Source organism: Chitinophaga sp. (genome assembly GCF_017745275.1).
Lineage (GTDB): Bacteria > Bacteroidota > Bacteroidia > Chitinophagales > Chitinophagaceae > Chitinophaga.
On sequence record NZ_JAGHZS010000002.1, the window covers coordinates 235859 to 251361 of the forward strand.

Annotated in this window: 15 protein-coding genes; 7 read left to right on the forward strand and 8 right to left on the reverse strand. The window is 45.9% G+C overall.

The genetic code is table 11. The features are described from left to right. The 4 genes from J7623_RS06635 to J7623_RS06650 form a co-directional block, all read left to right on the forward strand. Nucleotides 1-3923, forward strand: a 3923-nt coding sequence (locus tag J7623_RS06635; RefSeq protein WP_291918808.1) for a Calx-beta domain-containing protein, incomplete at its 5' end; no start/stop codon positions are given. Between the two features lie 37 nt (nt 3924-3960). Next, entirely contained in the window at nt 3961-4962 is a 1002-nt protein-coding gene (locus tag J7623_RS06640; RefSeq protein ID WP_291918810.1) for a type IX secretion system membrane protein PorP/SprF, read from the forward strand. An 18-nt stretch (nt 4963-4980) separates the two neighbouring features. Continuing rightward, nucleotides 4981-6789 (forward strand): OmpA family protein, encoded by a 1809-nt coding sequence (locus tag J7623_RS06645; protein WP_291918812.1) that lies wholly within the window; start codon nt 4981-4983, stop codon nt 6787-6789. Between the two features lie 113 nt (nt 6790-6902). Then, nucleotides 6903-7142, forward strand: a complete 240-nt coding sequence (locus J7623_RS06650) for a GlsB/YeaQ/YmgE family stress response membrane protein (RefSeq protein ID WP_291918814.1) — start codon at nt 6903-6905, stop codon at nt 7140-7142. Nucleotides 7143-7217: 75 nt separating this feature from the next. Here J7623_RS06650 and J7623_RS06655 read toward each other — a convergent pair whose 3' ends face one another. Continuing rightward, nucleotides 7218-8054: a sulfurtransferase gene (locus tag J7623_RS06655; protein WP_291918816.1), complete on the reverse strand. Its 837-nt coding sequence runs from the start codon at nt 8052-8054 to the stop codon at nt 7218-7220. 146 nt (nt 8055-8200) lie between these two features. On the opposite strand from J7623_RS06655, the gene J7623_RS06660 reads away from it, so the two are divergent. Continuing rightward, the gene (locus tag J7623_RS06660) at nt 8201-9205 is read left to right on the forward strand and encodes a hypothetical protein (protein WP_291918818.1); all 1005 of its coding nucleotides are present in this window, start codon (nt 8201-8203) and stop codon (nt 9203-9205) included. A gap of 45 nt (nt 9206-9250) precedes the next feature. Here J7623_RS06660 and J7623_RS06665 read toward each other — a convergent pair whose 3' ends face one another. Next, nucleotides 9251-9940 (reverse strand): type 1 glutamine amidotransferase domain-containing protein, encoded by a 690-nt coding sequence (locus J7623_RS06665; RefSeq protein WP_291918820.1) that lies wholly within the window; start codon nt 9938-9940, stop codon nt 9251-9253. A gap of 193 nt (nt 9941-10133) precedes the next feature. Between J7623_RS06665 and J7623_RS06670 the strand changes: the two genes are divergently transcribed. Then, nucleotides 10134-10700, forward strand: a complete 567-nt coding sequence (locus J7623_RS06670; RefSeq protein ID WP_291918822.1) for a Crp/Fnr family transcriptional regulator — start codon at nt 10134-10136, stop codon at nt 10698-10700. Here J7623_RS06670 and J7623_RS06675 read toward each other — a convergent pair whose 3' ends face one another. Both J7623_RS06675 and J7623_RS06680 read right to left on the reverse strand, forming a co-directional pair. Then, on the reverse strand, nt 10701-11300 hold the full coding sequence (locus J7623_RS06675) for a macro domain-containing protein (protein ID WP_291918824.1): 600 nt from the start codon (nt 11298-11300) through the stop codon (nt 10701-10703). Nucleotides 11301-11378: 78 nt separating this feature from the next. Then, the gene (locus J7623_RS06680; protein ID WP_291918826.1) at nt 11379-12326 is read right to left on the reverse strand and encodes an NmrA/HSCARG family protein; all 948 of its coding nucleotides are present in this window, start codon (nt 12324-12326) and stop codon (nt 11379-11381) included. Between the two features lie 142 nt (nt 12327-12468). Here J7623_RS06680 and J7623_RS06685 point away from each other — a divergent pair, with 142 nt between their 5' ends. Further along, nucleotides 12469-12855, forward strand: coding sequence for a helix-turn-helix domain-containing protein (locus J7623_RS06685; RefSeq protein WP_291918828.1), 387 nt, complete (start codon nt 12469-12471; stop codon nt 12853-12855). Between the two features lie 58 nt (nt 12856-12913). Here J7623_RS06685 and J7623_RS06690 read toward each other — a convergent pair whose 3' ends face one another. The 4 genes from J7623_RS06690 to J7623_RS06705 all read right to left on the reverse strand — a co-directional run bounded on the left by J7623_RS06690 (nt 12914) and on the right by J7623_RS06705 (nt 15459). Then, nucleotides 12914-13663: an SDR family oxidoreductase gene (locus J7623_RS06690; protein WP_291918830.1), complete on the reverse strand. Its 750-nt coding sequence runs from the start codon at nt 13661-13663 to the stop codon at nt 12914-12916. Nucleotides 13664-13696: 33 nt separating this feature from the next. Continuing rightward, entirely contained in the window at nt 13697-14383 is a 687-nt protein-coding gene (locus J7623_RS06695) for a hypothetical protein (protein WP_291918832.1), read from the reverse strand. 208 nt (nt 14384-14591) lie between these two features. Continuing rightward, complete coding sequence (locus J7623_RS06700; protein WP_291918834.1) at nt 14592-14876, reverse strand: transcriptional regulator; 285 nt, start codon at nt 14874-14876, stop codon at nt 14592-14594. Between the two features lie 10 nt (nt 14877-14886). Further along, nucleotides 14887-15459: a hypothetical protein gene (locus J7623_RS06705; protein ID WP_291918836.1), complete on the reverse strand. Its 573-nt coding sequence runs from the start codon at nt 15457-15459 to the stop codon at nt 14887-14889. Nucleotides 15460-15503 lie beyond the last annotated feature (44 nt).

Consider the following 15503-nt stretch of genomic DNA (forward strand, 5'->3'; position numbering starts at 1 on the left):
GCGGTAACAGCACCAGCTTCAGCTTCACGACCAGCACTACCAATGGTAATGCGTCCATGAATATTACAGATGATGACAATGTAGCCGCTAACCGGGTAATCTATGTAACAAACCCGGTAGATGCCGCAGAACCATCTGCCAATGGCTCCTTCACGGTAAGCCTGCCAGCAGGCTACACCGCCGCTGAAGATGTTACGGTGAACTATACAGTAGCCGGTACGGCAACAACAGGTACAGACTATACTACCCTGAGTAACAGTGTGGTAATTCCTGCAGGTAAAAACAGTGTATCCGTAGCTGTAAACGTAATCGATGATAAGATCATAGAAAACACAGAAACGGTTGTATTAACAGCTACCGGAGCTGCTTCTACCAGCTTTACATTCGTGGCAGGCAGCACTAACAAGAGCGCCACCGTGAATATTACAGACGATGATAACACTGCTGCTAATCGTGTGCTGAGCGTAGGCAATGCCGGTAATGCGGCAGAACCAGGTACCAATGGTAGCTTCGCTATTAGCTTACCTGCAGGAGTAACCTCGGCTGAGGATATTACTGTCAGCTACGCCATAACAGGTACAGCTACCAGTGGCGCTGATTATAATGCGCTTAGTGGTACCATTGTTATTCCGGCCGGTGCAAACAAGGTAATATTGCCTGTAAATGTGATAGATGATAAAATCATTGAGAACAGCGAAACAGTAGTATTGACCCTGGCCAACGGTACCAGCACCCACTTTGCTTTCACTGCCAGCGCTGCCAATCGCCAGGCAACGGTAACGATAGCCGATGATGATAACGTGCCAGCAAACCGTGTTGTGACCGTAACTGCCACTAAAAACGCGGCAGAACCAGGTACAAATGGTGAGTTTACCATCAGCCTGCCAGCAGGTATCACTGCGTCAGAACCTATTACAGTAAACTACACCACCAATGGTACAGCTACTGCCGGAGCAGATTATACAACGCTCGGTGGAACCGTGATCATTCCTGCCGGACAGAATAAGATTACTGTACCTGTATCCGTAATAGATGACCGGATCCTGGAGGGAACAGAAACGGTAGATATGAAGATAACAAGTGGTGCTTCTACCAGCTTCGTGTTTACCGGAGGTAGCACCGCTATAGTAAATATCACGGACGATGAAGACATAGCGGCCAATCGCATACTCAACATTGTTAAAACTACGGATGCGGCAGAACCGGCCACCAATGGAAGCTTCAGTATTAGCCTTCCTGCTGGTATCGTTGCGGTAGAAAACATTACCGTGAACTATATGGTTAGTGGTACTGCCACCAGTGGTACAGACTATACCTCCATCACAGGATCTGTTACCATTCCTGCTGGTCAGAACAGTGTGGCCGTACCAGTGGTAGTAAAAGATGACCAGGTAATTGAGCAAACAGAAACTGTGATCATGACATTGAATGGTGGAAATTCAAATCATTTCACTTTCACTGGTAATACCAATGCTACAGTAAACATCGCCGATAATGAAAGTAGTACGCCTGCTAACCTGGTACTGACGATTACGAAAGGCGCAGATGGTGCAGAACCAGCTACCAGTGGTAACTTTAAAGTAAGTCTTCCTGCAGGTATCACTTCTTCAGAAGATATCACCGTAAACTATAACGCAACAGGTACTGCAACAGCCGGCGCCGACTACACTACACTGGCAGGAACCGTAGTGATCCCGGCTGGTCAAAACAGCGTAGCTATCCCGGTAGTAGTTGCGGATGACCAGATCATTGAAGTAACAGAAACAGTAGTAGCCACCCTTGGTGGTGGTACTTCCGCTCACTTTACCTTCACAGGTAACAGCAGTGCTACCGTTAATATTACCGATGATGAAAGCATCACTCCGGCTAAGCTGGTATTAACTGCCAAAGGAACAGACGGCGCAGAACCTGCCACCAATGGTGGCTTTACCATCGGATTGCCGGCAGGGATTACTTCATCTGAAGATATCACCATTAACTACGCGATAACAGGTACGGCTACTGCCAATGCAGACTATACTGCGCTGACCGGTACCGTTGTCATTCCAGCAGGCCAGAACAGTATCACCATACCAGTGATAGTGAAAGATGATAAAGTGATAGAAGGTACTGAAACAGTGATCATGACACCAACCAGCGCCAGCTCTGCACACTTTGCCTTCACTAATGCAGGTGCGGCTACTGTCAACATCCTGGATGATGAAACGGTAACTGCTAACCTGGTGCTCAATGTAAGCAGGATTGCTGATGGAGCAGAACCTGCTACCAACGGTAGCTTCGCTATCAGCTTACCTGCCGGCGTCACCGCAGCAATGGATATCACGGCTACTTACACCGTAGCGGGTACAGCGAAGAGCGGCATTGATTACAACACCTTAACCGGTTCAGTGATCATTCCTGCAGGCCAGAACAGTGTGACTATTCCGGTAACTGTTATCGATGATCAGCTGATTGAAGGCAACGAAACAGTGATCATTACAGGAACAGGAGGTAAAGCCGGTACGCTGGTATTCACACCAGGCAACAGCGCCACCGCTACAGTAAATATTGCTGATGATGACAACATCAACCTGGACCTGGAAGCCATAGCTACGAAGTCAAACGCCGCGGAACCATCAACAGCAGGTGAGTTCACGATCAGGCTGGCCAGTGGAAAAATACCAGAAGCAGACATCACCGTTACTTATATTATTGAAGGCACGGCCACACCTGGTAATGACTACCAGCCGCTTACAGGTACTGCTGTTATTCCCGCGGGCAAGAATAGTGTAACCGTACCCGTGATGGTAACTGATGATGATTTGATAGAACCGGTTGAAACAGTAATACTTACTGTTACCCGCGGCCAATCGCCTGCCATTAATTATACAGTAGGAGCCAATAAAAAAGCTACTGTAAACATAGCGGATGATGATAATGCGAACCTGGACCTGGTGGTAACAGCCAGCCAGCCAAACGCTGCTGAACCTAACATCAACGGTGCATTTACGATCAGCCTGGCAAGCGGCAAGCGCACAGCAGCTCCTATCACCATACGATATATGATGAGTGGCAGCGCCACACCGGATGCAGATTACACGGCCATTAGCGGTACCATCACCATCCCGGCAGGTGCAAACAGTGTAGTCGTTCTTGTTATCGTACAGGACGACCGCGAAGTAGAGACTCCGGAAACCGTGGTGTTCAAACTTACCGGTGCCCAATCTGCCGATTATACTTTCACAGCAGGTGCAAGCGATGAGGCTACCGTGACCATTACAGATGATGATAAACTGGCGGCTGATCTGGTAGTGACAAAAGAAATTGTTACACCAGCGGCAGGACCTTACCGCATGGGCCAAAATCTGACCTATCGTATCACCGTGAAAAATATGGGTAACGTATCAGTCACCGATGTAAGAGCAGAAGACCACCTGCCGGTACAACTGGATATACCTACCCATACGGCTGCAGACAAAGGTGAAATCACCATAACACCGGCCAGCAAGCTGGTAGTGTGGAATGTGGGTAACCTGGCAGCAGGTGCTACTGTGCAAATGACGCTGACAGCCCGTGTAATAGAAGGCGGAAAGCTGGTAAACGAAGCAACAGCATACAGTACAACGATGCCGGATGCTGACAGCTCCAATAACACCGGCGTATCTACGGTGATGATAGAAGGATCTGATCTGTCGTTCCCGAATGTGATTACACCGAACGGCGATGGTAAGAACGAAAGGTTCATCATCGGTGGTTTGGAAAAATATCCGGGTGCAGCGATGTATATATTCAACCGTTGGGGTGGACAGGTATATCAATCTAAGGATTACCATAACGATTGGGATGGTTCTAACCTGAATGAAGGTACCTACTACTACATCCTGGAAGTAAGGAAACCGGATGGCATTAAGAAGTATAAAGGTTGGGTATCCATATTACGGTAAGAGATAACAATATTATCTGCTACAAAAAAAGTAAAAGATGCAAACAGTACTTAGAGGAGGAATGATGGTCTTGCTGCTGGCACTCGGTATGCGCGGGGTAGCGCAGCAAAACATACAGTTCAGCCAGTATGTATTCAACGGTTTAAGCGTTAACCCCGCTTATGCAGGCTATAAAGAAGACCTGTATGTGAATACCGTTTACCGCCATCAATGGGCTGGTTTCCCCGGCGCCCCGCGTACAGGTGGGGTGTCAATAGATGGGGTAACGCCAGCCAGCGATAATAAAGTGGGATTAGGGTTGCAAATGTTGTTTGATCAACTGGGGCCGCAGCAGGGATTATCGCTTTATGGTTCTTATGCTTATCGCATTCCGCTGGATGATGAGGGTACACGCCGGCTTTGCTTTGGCCTGGGTGGTGGCGTTACGCAATATTCCATTGATGGTAATTCACTGCAATACATAGATAATGAAGATGCGGCGCTGCCGCTGGGGAAGAAAAGCGTATGGGTGCCCGATGCCCGGTTTGGTATTTACTATTATACTTCCCGTTTTTATGCCGGTGCTTCAGTGATGGATTTGTTTTCGTTGTACTCGGATGCAACCCGCTACAACTGGAAAGGAAATAACTATGCAACGATCCGTAAAACACAACACCTGTATATTACTACCGGGGCCATGTTTCCTTTAAGTGAAAATTTGCAGCTAAAGCCTTCCATCCTGATCAAGGAAGATTTTAAAGGACCTACGAATGTAGATATCAATGCTTTCCTGCTGATTGGTGAAAAGCTATGGGCAGGTGCTTCTTATCGCACAGGGGTGGGCATATGGCGCAAAACCAACCTGCAGAAGGATCTCAGTGAAGTAGATGCAGCCAGTGTAATGGTGGAGTTTTATGCTACTGAAAAACTGCGTATCGGATATTCCTACGATCTGACCATTAATAAAATGGCAGGATACCAGGGAGGATCCCATGAGATATCACTGGGCTTTTTAATTCCTTCCAAACATTTTACCGTAAGAAGCCCCAGGTATTTTTAACCTTTAGTTATTACACGTATGATACGTTGCAAGATAATGGCCATTCCGCTGATGCTTTTGATGACCTCCACATTGTATGCCCAGGAGCAGAAGAGTTGGTTGCAGTTAGCTGATGAAGCGTATGCAAGACAGGAGTACGCCAAAGCAGGGACCTTGTATTACCGGATTGCCCGCAGCAAGGGGAGTAAAACACCGTTAAGTCAGTTGATAAAAATGACCCATAGCTACCAGGCAATTGGTTACTATAAAGCGGCGGCGGATATCTGTAAGGAAATGACCAGTCGCCCGGACTGTCCTCCGGCTGCCCATTTTACTTATGGAGAAGTACTTCGGCAGTTAGAGCAATATGAGGAAGCCAAAAAGCAGTATGCTTTATTTACGACCTCTAATGCCGACAGCCTTACATTAAAAGATATCGCGCTGCAAAGTTGCGATAGTGCTGTAATATGGAACCAGCAAGGCGCTCCGGTATCATTAAAGCCGCTTAAAGAGTTGAATACTTATGGCTCTGAGGTGGTAAGTGGCGCTGTAAAGAAAGGGCTGCTGGTGATGTCGAACGGGTATCGTTCAATGGCGCTTAATGGTGGGGGGCAATCGCATCCGGCCATCGATAAACGTACAGAACAACCTTATTACAAAGCATATGTTTACCAGCAATATGCAGGTGACAATTCAAATGCATACCTCGAAGAACTGGTTCCCCAGTTGCTTGGGAAATATGATTATCATATTGGACCTGTATGTTTAAGCAGCGGAGAAGACACGCTGTATGCTACCATCAATATACAGGGAAGGGGAGTGCCTGTTACCAGTAAAGGCATTGTGAACGGTGTACGCCAGCTACAGCTTTACCAGTCTGTAAAAAAGAACGGTAAGTGGGAAACCCCGGTATTGATGCCGGGTATTAACGTAGACGGCTACTCGGCGAGTCATGCCGTATTGAGTTCCGATGGGGATATCCTGTATTTTGTATCCGATCGCCCGGGAGGCCTGGGACAAACAGATATATGGTATACAGAAAAGCAACCCGATGGTACCTGGGGCGCGCCCATTAACTGCGGCAGCCAGGTAAACACCGTGGCTGCGGAAACTTTCCCCACCGTGAATGAAGAGGGCATTCTCTATTTCTCCAGCAGAGGCTATGCCGGCATGGGCGGTTATGATATTTATCGTGTAAAAGGAGCAAAATCCAGTTGGGAGAAGCCGGAGAATATGAAATTACCATTCAATTCCGGCGCTGATGATATGGGATTGGTGTTAAAACGAAATGGGTATGAAGGTTACCTGGCTTCGAACCGGCCAGGTGGCATGGGCAAGGATGATATCTATTATTTTTCAGACCCTAATTACTTTAACCGGGGTACCCCTGGCCAGGAAGTGACTCCGGTTGTCAAACCCGGTACACCACCTGGAACAGGAGAACAGCCGGTTCCGGTAGGAAAAGATCATACCGCGGAAGAAAAGACAGACCGGCAAAAGCTGGAAGAGTTGAAGTTTTTGTATGACTACAACAGTGCATCGTTGTTGACGGAGTCCCGTAGAATCCTGGACCAGGTGGCTGCTGTCCTGAAACGTCATCCTGGCTGGAAGATCGTAGTTACTTCCTTTGCCGACAACCGTGGTTCAGACCAGTATAACACTGACTTGTCTGCACTGCGCTGCTATGCAGTTATCGATTATCTTGCTGGTAAAGGTATTGATCCAAAACGGCTTTACTATAGCAACAAAGGGGAGAAGGACCCGGTAAATGGATGTAAAGATGGAGTACCGTGCAACGAAGAAGAATACAAGCAAAACAGGCGTTCAGAGTTGCGGGTGAAATGGTAGTTTTAGCATTAAAAAAGTAAGCGCCTTCAGATGTTCATCTGAAGGCGCTTACTTTTTTAATGACATATGTTGTAAATAATTGTTACATTCATTTATCTTAAAAATATCTCCTTATGTTATGGACTTTACTCATTGGCGGCATTGCAGGATGGCTCGCTGGTAAAATTATGCGTGGTGATGGATTTGGTGTGTTGATAGATATCCTGGTAGGCGTTGTGGGTGGCTGGCTCGGTGGCTGGTTATTCGGCAAGCTGGGTATCCATATGGGGAATGGTTTTATCGGTTCCCTGATAGTAGCATTAATTGGATCGGTGATCCTGATTTGGCTGGTGCGCCTTGTAAAAGGGAAGTAGCAGATTGTTGTGTAGTGAAAAATGTTGATGCATGGTGCTGTGATTGTACAAATCACAGCACCATGTATTATTTTGTCAGATCTCTTTTGCTACTGGTTTATCTCTTCGGCTCCATTCACTCCAGGAGCCTACATACAAATTCGGCATTTCCATACCTGCAGAGGTCAGTGCTAAAATAGTATGACAGGCAGTTACTCCCGAACCACAGTGGATAATGAGTTTTTCGGGTTTGCCTGATAATAGGTTCGTATATTTTTCCTTTAAAATTTCCGGGGAGAGAAACTGGCCATTTTCGTCGAGATTTTCCGAAAAAGGAATATTAATCGCGCCTGGAATATGCCCTGCTACCAGGTCGATAGGCTCTGATTCACCACGATAGCGGTAGGCATCCCGCACATCAATGACGGTAGCTGATTGGGCAGCTATTTCTTTTTCAACGTCTTCAATATTGGAGAGCGGCAGTTCCCATGATATCCTTTTCTGCAGTTGTCCTTTTTCCACCGTTTCTTCTCCCTGTGAAAACGCCAGCCCTTCTTTTTCCGCTGCAGGAAGGCCACCATCCAATACCTGCACATTTTTTAATCCGAATGCTTTCAGCATCCACCAAAGTCGTGCGGCGGCATTGGAGCCATTTTTGTTATCATAAATAATGATGTGTGCATCTTCTGTAACACCGGATTGCTCCAGCGTTTTTCGGAAGTCTTCAAGGCCTGGTAACGGATGTCTTCCTCCATTGGCGGCGTTTTCCGGAACATTAGCCAGGTCTTTTTCCAGGTTGGAAAAACGGGCACCTTTTAAATGTTTGGAGAGGTATTGCTGGTACGCATCTTTTCCCGCGCTGGCATCGAAAATGATAAGATTTTCCCTGCTGGAAATTGCTTTGAGATGTTGGGGACTAATAAGTGGTTCCATCTTTTCAATAATTATTATACCCGGTTATAAAAATTAGTGTTGAGGAAATACGGCGAACACTATCACAAGATAATCAATCGCTGTATTTTCCTGGAGCTAATCATGAAAAACGATTATTTTAGCTGATATCATATTGTTATAAGTGCATGAAACCTATACTCTCGCTGTGCCTGATTTTCCTATGGTGTAGTTGCCACCAGGCAAGTAGCGGCGGTGAAGTCCCACAAATAGAAAGCGATACCTCACAGCGTTTCCCCAAACCAGATTCCCTGAGCCATTTCAAAGAAACTGTTTTTGTACCTACTTTGGAAAGCCGTATTCCTACGGGAAAAACGGCCATATATACTCCCACGTTATTATTGTCCTGGGATAAGTTACGGGAAGCACTGCCAGATGGCATTTCATTATTCCCGGATGCTCCGGAGGAGTTGAAGTTATTAAATACCACTTCATCTTTTAAAGACGCACTCCGCAAGGGTGAGTATGAGGTAACCGCCGGAGCGGAAGGGGGACTATTGTACGCAAAGTCAAAATTCAGTAAGTCGTTGCCCTACAAAATACCTTTTGATAGCCTGGTAGATTTTCTTCAGTTTAATAATACTCCCGTAAGGGCGTTCGGGTTGCTCCGCTATGATTATTTGATAGTAGATAATTTTTCCATTAACTCATATAAAGATGCAGATCACTTTGTAGTTACCCTGCAACCGGCTGATACTACCCAGGAGATTATAATGGCCAAAGGGTTATCACATTTCAGTAATTTGTCTGCCGGAATAAAAGCGGTAAATGCCTGGCTGGCTGCTGGTAAAACAGAAGAGCATCTTTATTTTGACACCCGGGATGAACTGGCGATACCAGTGTTGAGATTTAACCTGGCTACCCGTTACTCCTCATTGGAGCAACAATCCATCTTGTCAAAATCAACTTCATTTTTGTTGGCTGAAGTATCGCAGCGCATTGCATTGGTAATGGATGAAAACGGCACTGAAGTAGAGAGTGAAGCAGTGGCCGCCGCCGCTGTAGATAGTATGCCGCCGGCACCGAAGAAATTATATTTCGATAAGCCGTATTTGGTGATGATGAAGAGAAAAACGGTGAAGGAGCCTTACTTTGTGATGTGGGTGAATAATTCGGAGTTAATGATGAAGTAATGCATCAGGCTTCAAACTAATGCATTTGAAGCCTGATGTATCATTTTATTTCTCCTGCAAAGCAGCCATTACTTTTTCTCCAACCAATACTGCTGATGCGGGATTCTGTCCGGTAATCAGATTCCCTGCTGTTACCGCAAATGGTTGCCAGTCGGCGCCCTTTACATATATCGCCTGCTTTTCCTTCAGCATATCTTCCAGCATAAAAGGTACTTCCTGGGTGGTTTGTCCGGCAACTTCTTCGCTGTTGGCGAACCCGGCTACCTGTTTGCCATGTACCAGCGGTAAGCCGTTTTTATTTTTTACGTTTTTCAGTGCAGCCGGTGCATGACATACCAGCGCTACTGGTTTACCTGCCTCATAAAAATTTTCGATGAGCTGAATAGAAGCAGTATTATCTACCAGGTCCCACATAGGACCATGGCCGCCGGGGTAAAAGATGGCGTCATAATCTTTGGCCTGTACGCTGCTGAGAGGTACCGTATGATCCAGTTGTTGTTGTGCGGAGCTGTCCTGGAAGAATCGCTTTACGGAAGGAGTGCTGAATTCCGGGCGGGTACTCTTGGGATCTATAGGAGCCTTTCCACCTTTAGGCGATGCAATGGTAACGTTGTAACCCTGATCGGTAAACTGGTACCAGGGAGTTGTAAATTCTTCTATCCAGATGCCTGTTGGGTGGTTGTTGTGAGGTACTGCATCACAAGAAGTAACCACGATCAATATCTTTTTACTCATATGATTTGTTTTATTTTGACTGTAGGCGAAAAAGCCTGTTAATAAGCAGCATAATAGCCAGATGCTTTGTTTCATGTGATAAATTTGATGTAAAATTCGCATGCTGGCAGGACCTGTAAAAGGATACAGATCACTATTAAATAGTGATCTGCATCACATTTAAACCTATTTTGCAGGCGTAAATCAGTAAAAAATGAGTACCGTATTAAGACAACATATCGCTGCTATTGTATCACTGACGGATACTGAATTTGAGCAGGTACTCTCTTATTTTACCACGAAGAAATTAAAGAAGCATCAATACCTGGTGCAGGAGGGAAGTGAAGTAACACAGGAGTATTTTGTGGTGAGTGGGTTGTTGAAAGCTGCCTATACCAACGAGGCGGGGAAAGAACACATTTTACAGTTTGCGATGGAAGACTGGTGGATCTCCGATTACCTGGCATACCTGCAGCAAACGCCGGCGCAATTGAACATCAATTGCCTGGAAGATACCACGCTGCTGTGTATATCTATCGAAAACAAAAAAAAGCTATGCGAAACCTCTCATAAGATGGAACATTTTTTCCGGATGAAAGTTTCGTCAGGATTTGTAGCCCAGCAGCAAAGGATTCTTTCGTTGTTAAGTAATGATGCACAGTCGCGCTACGAGCTATTGCTATCGCAGTACCCGCGGCTATTTCAGCGGGTTTCCAAAACGCTTATTGCTGCCTACCTGGGTGTTTCCAGGGAAACGCTGAGTCGTTTTTCGGGGAAGTAATCAATGCGTCCAGATCATCCCTTGTGGGTTGATATTCCAATGGTATTTTTGAGCCTCCCCGAAGTTCGCGAAGTCCTGTTTCTTTCCTGCCACTATTTCGTCGTAGGCATAGCGCATTTGTCTGGCGCAGATCACAGGCTGCATACGGCCTACGCCTGTACAGAGACCGGGAATAGCTACCATTTGTATCCGTTCATCACCATCGGCTGCTATCAGAATTGCCTTCATGGCGAGGTAGGCATTAATGGACGTGTCAATATTGAAATTAGTAGGAATACGCATGGTCGGCGCAGAAATAAGATATGGAATGTCGGGGTCATTGGTTTCCAGTACCATAGCTTTCCCTACTAATAATTCCCCCTCCGGGAGATGCTTAATGCGTTGTTGCAACTCCTTCTCCAACTGCCATCCCAGTCGCTCTGAAATGGCATAGTCCAGTGAACCATCCATGAAACCAAATGAATTGGCAGGGCTTACGATAGCATCTGTTTTTAATTTGGTAATATCACCTTCTATGATTTTTACATGCGGTACGTCGGCAAAGGATTCCCTCCAGGCGGCGACTAACTTAGGGTTGGTATCTATTAAAATGTATTCCACAGGTATTCGTTTACCCGTGTAAGATAGTAAATAAAGAGAAGCGGCCGCAGGAAGGATATGGCCGCTTCTCTTTTGCCATTAATAGGCCCGTTTTTCACCTTTCCAGCCCGTGTTGTGTAAGAACTGTTCCCAGGTAACACTGTCGGGGTTTATCTGCCGGCTCCACTCCAGGTCGCGTCCTTCCTGGTAGTAACCATGTTCATAAGCATATGATACCATGCCTAAAAGCTCTTGTACCAACGTTTCATTTTCTCCAAAGTGCGGGAAGTGTGTTAATAATTCTTCCCGCGTATAGGCGGAGGCGTAGGTGGCTTTTTTGCCGGTAACCCGTACAAAGGTGTCGACCATTTCCTGCGGGGAAATAAATTCACCGATGACAGGCAATCCTTTCCCGGCGTATTTGTCGGGGTTTGAAAGAATTTCCAGTACTGCAGGTCCCGTGGCCGTTAACGGATCAACGAAGGGCGCCTTGAAGTCTTTCGGCAGATAGATGGGGAATACCAGTGTATCTTCTTTTTGATAAGGGGTATAAAACTCCACCAGGTTGGTATAAAAGAAAGCCATGTAGATAAAGCTGCTCCTGATAGGGAGGGTACGGATATAGGCTTCTACGTTAGCCTTGTCTGTAAAGTGAGGGGCAAATTTCTCACCGCCACTGATGGCATGCACGTTCTCCAGGCTGCTGAAGATAAGATGCGGTACACCTGCTGCTACTACGGCGTCGGCCAGTTCTTTACCCAGTGGCGCTTCATGAGTAGCGGGAGGAGTAATGCCCGGCGTCATCAGGAACACGCTATCGGAGCCGCGGAAAGCTGCTATAAACTCAGATTGATGCCCCAGGTCCAGCGGGATACTTACCAGTTCCACGCCTTGTTCCGCTAAACTGATGGCCTCCGGTGAATGAACGCGACGGGTGATACCGCGTACCCGGTAACGTCCACTGTCTATTAAAGTGCGTGCTGCACTAAGTCCCTGCTTGCCTAAAACACCTACGATGGTAACGAGTGGTTTATATGGATGTGTCATTATTACCTGTTTTTTAAAGTTAAATAGTTGGTTTTCGCTATCAATTTTTAGTACTATAAAATTTATAGTTGCAAAACTAAGTATAGTTAAATAGCTTTGCAATAACTATCCATTTGGATAGGTGTATGAAAAAACAATGATGATGAAAATAGAATGCGAAAGCGACTATATAAAAGTAAATGGTAAGCTATATCCCTGCACAGTAAGCCTGGCGATGGATTTCGTGGGAGGCAAATGGAAGACGGTGATTTTTTATCATTTAAAAGATGGATGCAGGCGATATAACGAGCTTAGAAAGGAAATGCCCAGTGTAACGGAAAGAACGTTGAGTTTACAGTTAAAGCAACTGGAAGATGATGGGTTGGTGTCAAGAAAGGTGTATGGAGATAAGCCGCCGATTAAAGTTGTGTATGACTTAACTGATTTTGGGAAAACATTCGTGCCGGTATTAGACGCACTTTTTGGATGGGGCAACCAGATTGCTACAGAAAAAGGAGAGTTTGTAAGAGTGAAGGTGCCGGCAATATAAAAAACATGGCCACGCCTAAAGCGTGGCCATGTTTTTTAAACGATAGAAGGAAACGCCTTTAGCCCGCCAGTAGCCCACCGTCTATCGGTAAAGCTGCGCCTGTGATAAACTTGGCCTTATCTGAAGCGAGGAATAAAATGAGCGGTACAATATCAGTTGGTGTAGCCAATTTGCCGGTAGGCATGGCTTCTGCAATTTTTTCCAGGCGTCCGGGTATTTTTTTTATGTTCTCCAGCCATTGTTCCGTTTGAATCACGCCTGGTGCAATGGCATTTACGCTTATCTGGTGACGGGCATTTTCCAATGCGGCGGCCCTGGTTAATCCTATCAGTCCGTGTTTGGCGGTTACATAACCCGCAATGTTTTGTCCTACGCCCTTCAAACCTGCAGTGCTGGCAGTATTGATGATACTTCCACCAGCGGCTTTCATGACCCGTATTTCATGCTTTAACGCATAAAAGGTGCCTGTCAGGTTCAGTTGAATAGTGTTGGCAAATTGTTCAGCAGTGGTATCTTCTATGGGGGTGTTGCCCGCATTGCCACCTGCGTTATTGAATGCCACGTCTAATTTCTTATAGCGACGAATGGTTTCATCTACCAGGTGTTTTACCTGTTCTTCCTGGGTTACATCGGCCTGGATAAAAGTAGCTTCTCCACCAATTTTGCGGATTTCATTTTCCAGTGCAAAACCCGGTTCTGTGCGTCTGCCGCAGAACACTACCTTGGCGCCTCTGGCGGCAAAAGCGCGGGCAGCATCAGCACCCAAACCGGCAGTGCCGCCCGTAATCAGTATTACTTTGTTTGTCATTATGAATTGCTTTATAGTTGAAAAGGAAAAGAATCAAACTGATTTGTTTTTCATTAGCGAAAATCCTGTACTCACCATCCAGATATAAGATCCAAAGCGGACGATGGGCAGGAGGATAAAGGCGGATTCCAGCACCAGGCCGAACATCGACACTTGTGCGAGGAACCCCAGTATGATCCCCAGCCACGCCATCCAGGCAGGTGTATATTTTCTCAGCAAACAGGGAACGGAGATACCGGCCATGAGTAAACCCAGTGCCATGGCATGTGTAATGCCACCGGTGGCAAATCCCAGTAACCGCAATACACGCACTGTCTCTACATTGTCTGCAACGCCCGGCTGCGTAATGATCCAGCTGGACACCCCGGAGAGGCTCACGAACAACGAAGCCGTAATGCCACCAAACAATGCCAGGGTAGGACCTGCGGCCATCACACCAAGTGATCTCGTTTTACTGACAATGGCGGCCGTAAAGATCCCCAACGGCATGGCACTGGCTACTTGCAGCAGTGAATTGGCTTTCAGTGCGGCCGGGAAATCCTTTACCAGTTGCTGGAATTTCCCCAGGTCACTAAATGGCGAAGGAAAAGTAGCGCCATGCGCAAATACGGAGAACAGTATAATACTGGCCATAAACAGCACGATGTAAACGATGGCCAGTATGCCGGGATGTGGCCCCAGGTAACGCTTTGTAGCACGAAGATTTGTGGTAACATTCATAATGAGTACTATTTTAAATAATGATGAACGCAGGTGCCGGTAGCTGCAGGAAGCCCGTATTCCCGCTGCTACTAACCTTTTTTTGATTTTATTTGTTAATCTTGTTTGTATCACAAACTAAAAAAGACTAAAAAAAGGCTGATTTTAGCCCGTTAAAAAAAGCCCCTTTTTTAGTCGTAATGTTGATCGATACAAGCATCACCCACCCTCACAAGTGTAAATATTTTTTGATGTCCTCCACATACTTTTCAAATGCTTTCCTCCCTTTGGTAGTGAGTTTACAAATGGTATGCGGATAGTTGCCTTTAAATGTTTTGATCACTTCCACATATTCCGCTTCATTTAATTTCTTGATCTGGTGACTCAGGTTGCCTTGTGTAGTTTTCGTTACTTCCATTAAATAACTGAAATCTGCCTGCTTCATTTTTATCAATACCGAAACAATTGCCAGTCTTACAGGTGTATTTAAAACAGGATCAAGATCACTAAACATGCAACGTTAATTATGATTTGGAATATTTAAGCAAATACCCGGGAATAAGATACCCCAGCATTACAGCAATACCATGAATGAGCGGACGATACATCTCATCTATGAAAACGCTGATAACGGCAAAGATAAAAAACAATATTCCTCCAGCCATCAGTGGTTTGAATCGGAGATTTAACCCCGAAACAAGGGTACCTATGCCACCGATCAGCAGGGTAAAGGTAAAAGGCTGTACTTTTTGGGTAAGACTGATAAACACCGTCAACACAAAGCAAATGCCCAATACAAACCATAAATTTTTCAGGTAACCCGCCAGGTATGTTTCAGCCGTTTTTTTGGAGGACCGGTAATACAGCGCTGTAATCAGTACACCAGCTCCCACCAGCAACGGAAACGGCAGAAAGAACAACGACGAGGCCGTAAACGTATGCAATGCAAAGAATGCAATACTGGCCACTGCAATGATCCATCCCCATACCAGGTAAAGAAAGCCATAGTTCTTTAGCTCGTCTTTAGTCTGCAAAATGACATCTGATATTAACTTCAGACTTTGTAAAGGATGCATTTCATTTTCCACTGCACTCATAATGCTGTTTTTACATACGAATGTAAATCTTGTTTGTGATGCAA

Coding starts and splice junctions, on each gene's coding strand:
- J7623_RS06640 (WP_291918810.1), top strand. CDS start 3,961: ATGCAAACAGTACTTAGAGGAGGAATGATGGTCTTGCTGCTGGCACTC.
- J7623_RS06645 (WP_291918812.1), top strand. CDS start 4,981: ATGATACGTTGCAAGATAATGGCCATTCCGCTGATGCTTTTGATGACC.
- J7623_RS06650 (WP_291918814.1), top strand. CDS start 6,903: ATGTTATGGACTTTACTCATTGGCGGCATTGCAGGATGGCTCGCTGGT.
- J7623_RS06655 (WP_291918816.1), bottom strand. CDS start 8,054: ATGGAACCACTTATTAGTCCCCAACATCTCAAAGCAATTTCCAGCAGG.
- J7623_RS06660 (WP_291918818.1), top strand. CDS start 8,201: ATGAAACCTATACTCTCGCTGTGCCTGATTTTCCTATGGTGTAGTTGC.
- J7623_RS06665 (WP_291918820.1), bottom strand. CDS start 9,940: ATGAGTAAAAAGATATTGATCGTGGTTACTTCTTGTGATGCAGTACCT.
- J7623_RS06670 (WP_291918822.1), top strand. CDS start 10,134: ATGAGTACCGTATTAAGACAACATATCGCTGCTATTGTATCACTGACG.
- J7623_RS06680 (WP_291918826.1), bottom strand. CDS start 12,326: ATGACACATCCATATAAACCACTCGTTACCATCGTAGGTGTTTTAGGC.
- J7623_RS06685 (WP_291918828.1), top strand. CDS start 12,469: ATGAAAATAGAATGCGAAAGCGACTATATAAAAGTAAATGGTAAGCTA.
- J7623_RS06690 (WP_291918830.1), bottom strand. CDS start 13,663: ATGACAAACAAAGTAATACTGATTACGGGCGGCACTGCCGGTTTGGGT.
- J7623_RS06695 (WP_291918832.1), bottom strand. CDS start 14,383: ATGAATGTTACCACAAATCTTCGTGCTACAAAGCGTTACCTGGGGCCA.
- J7623_RS06700 (WP_291918834.1), bottom strand. CDS start 14,876: ATGTTTAGTGATCTTGATCCTGTTTTAAATACACCTGTAAGACTGGCA.
- J7623_RS06705 (WP_291918836.1), bottom strand. CDS start 15,459: ATGAGTGCAGTGGAAAATGAAATGCATCCTTTACAAAGTCTGAAGTTA.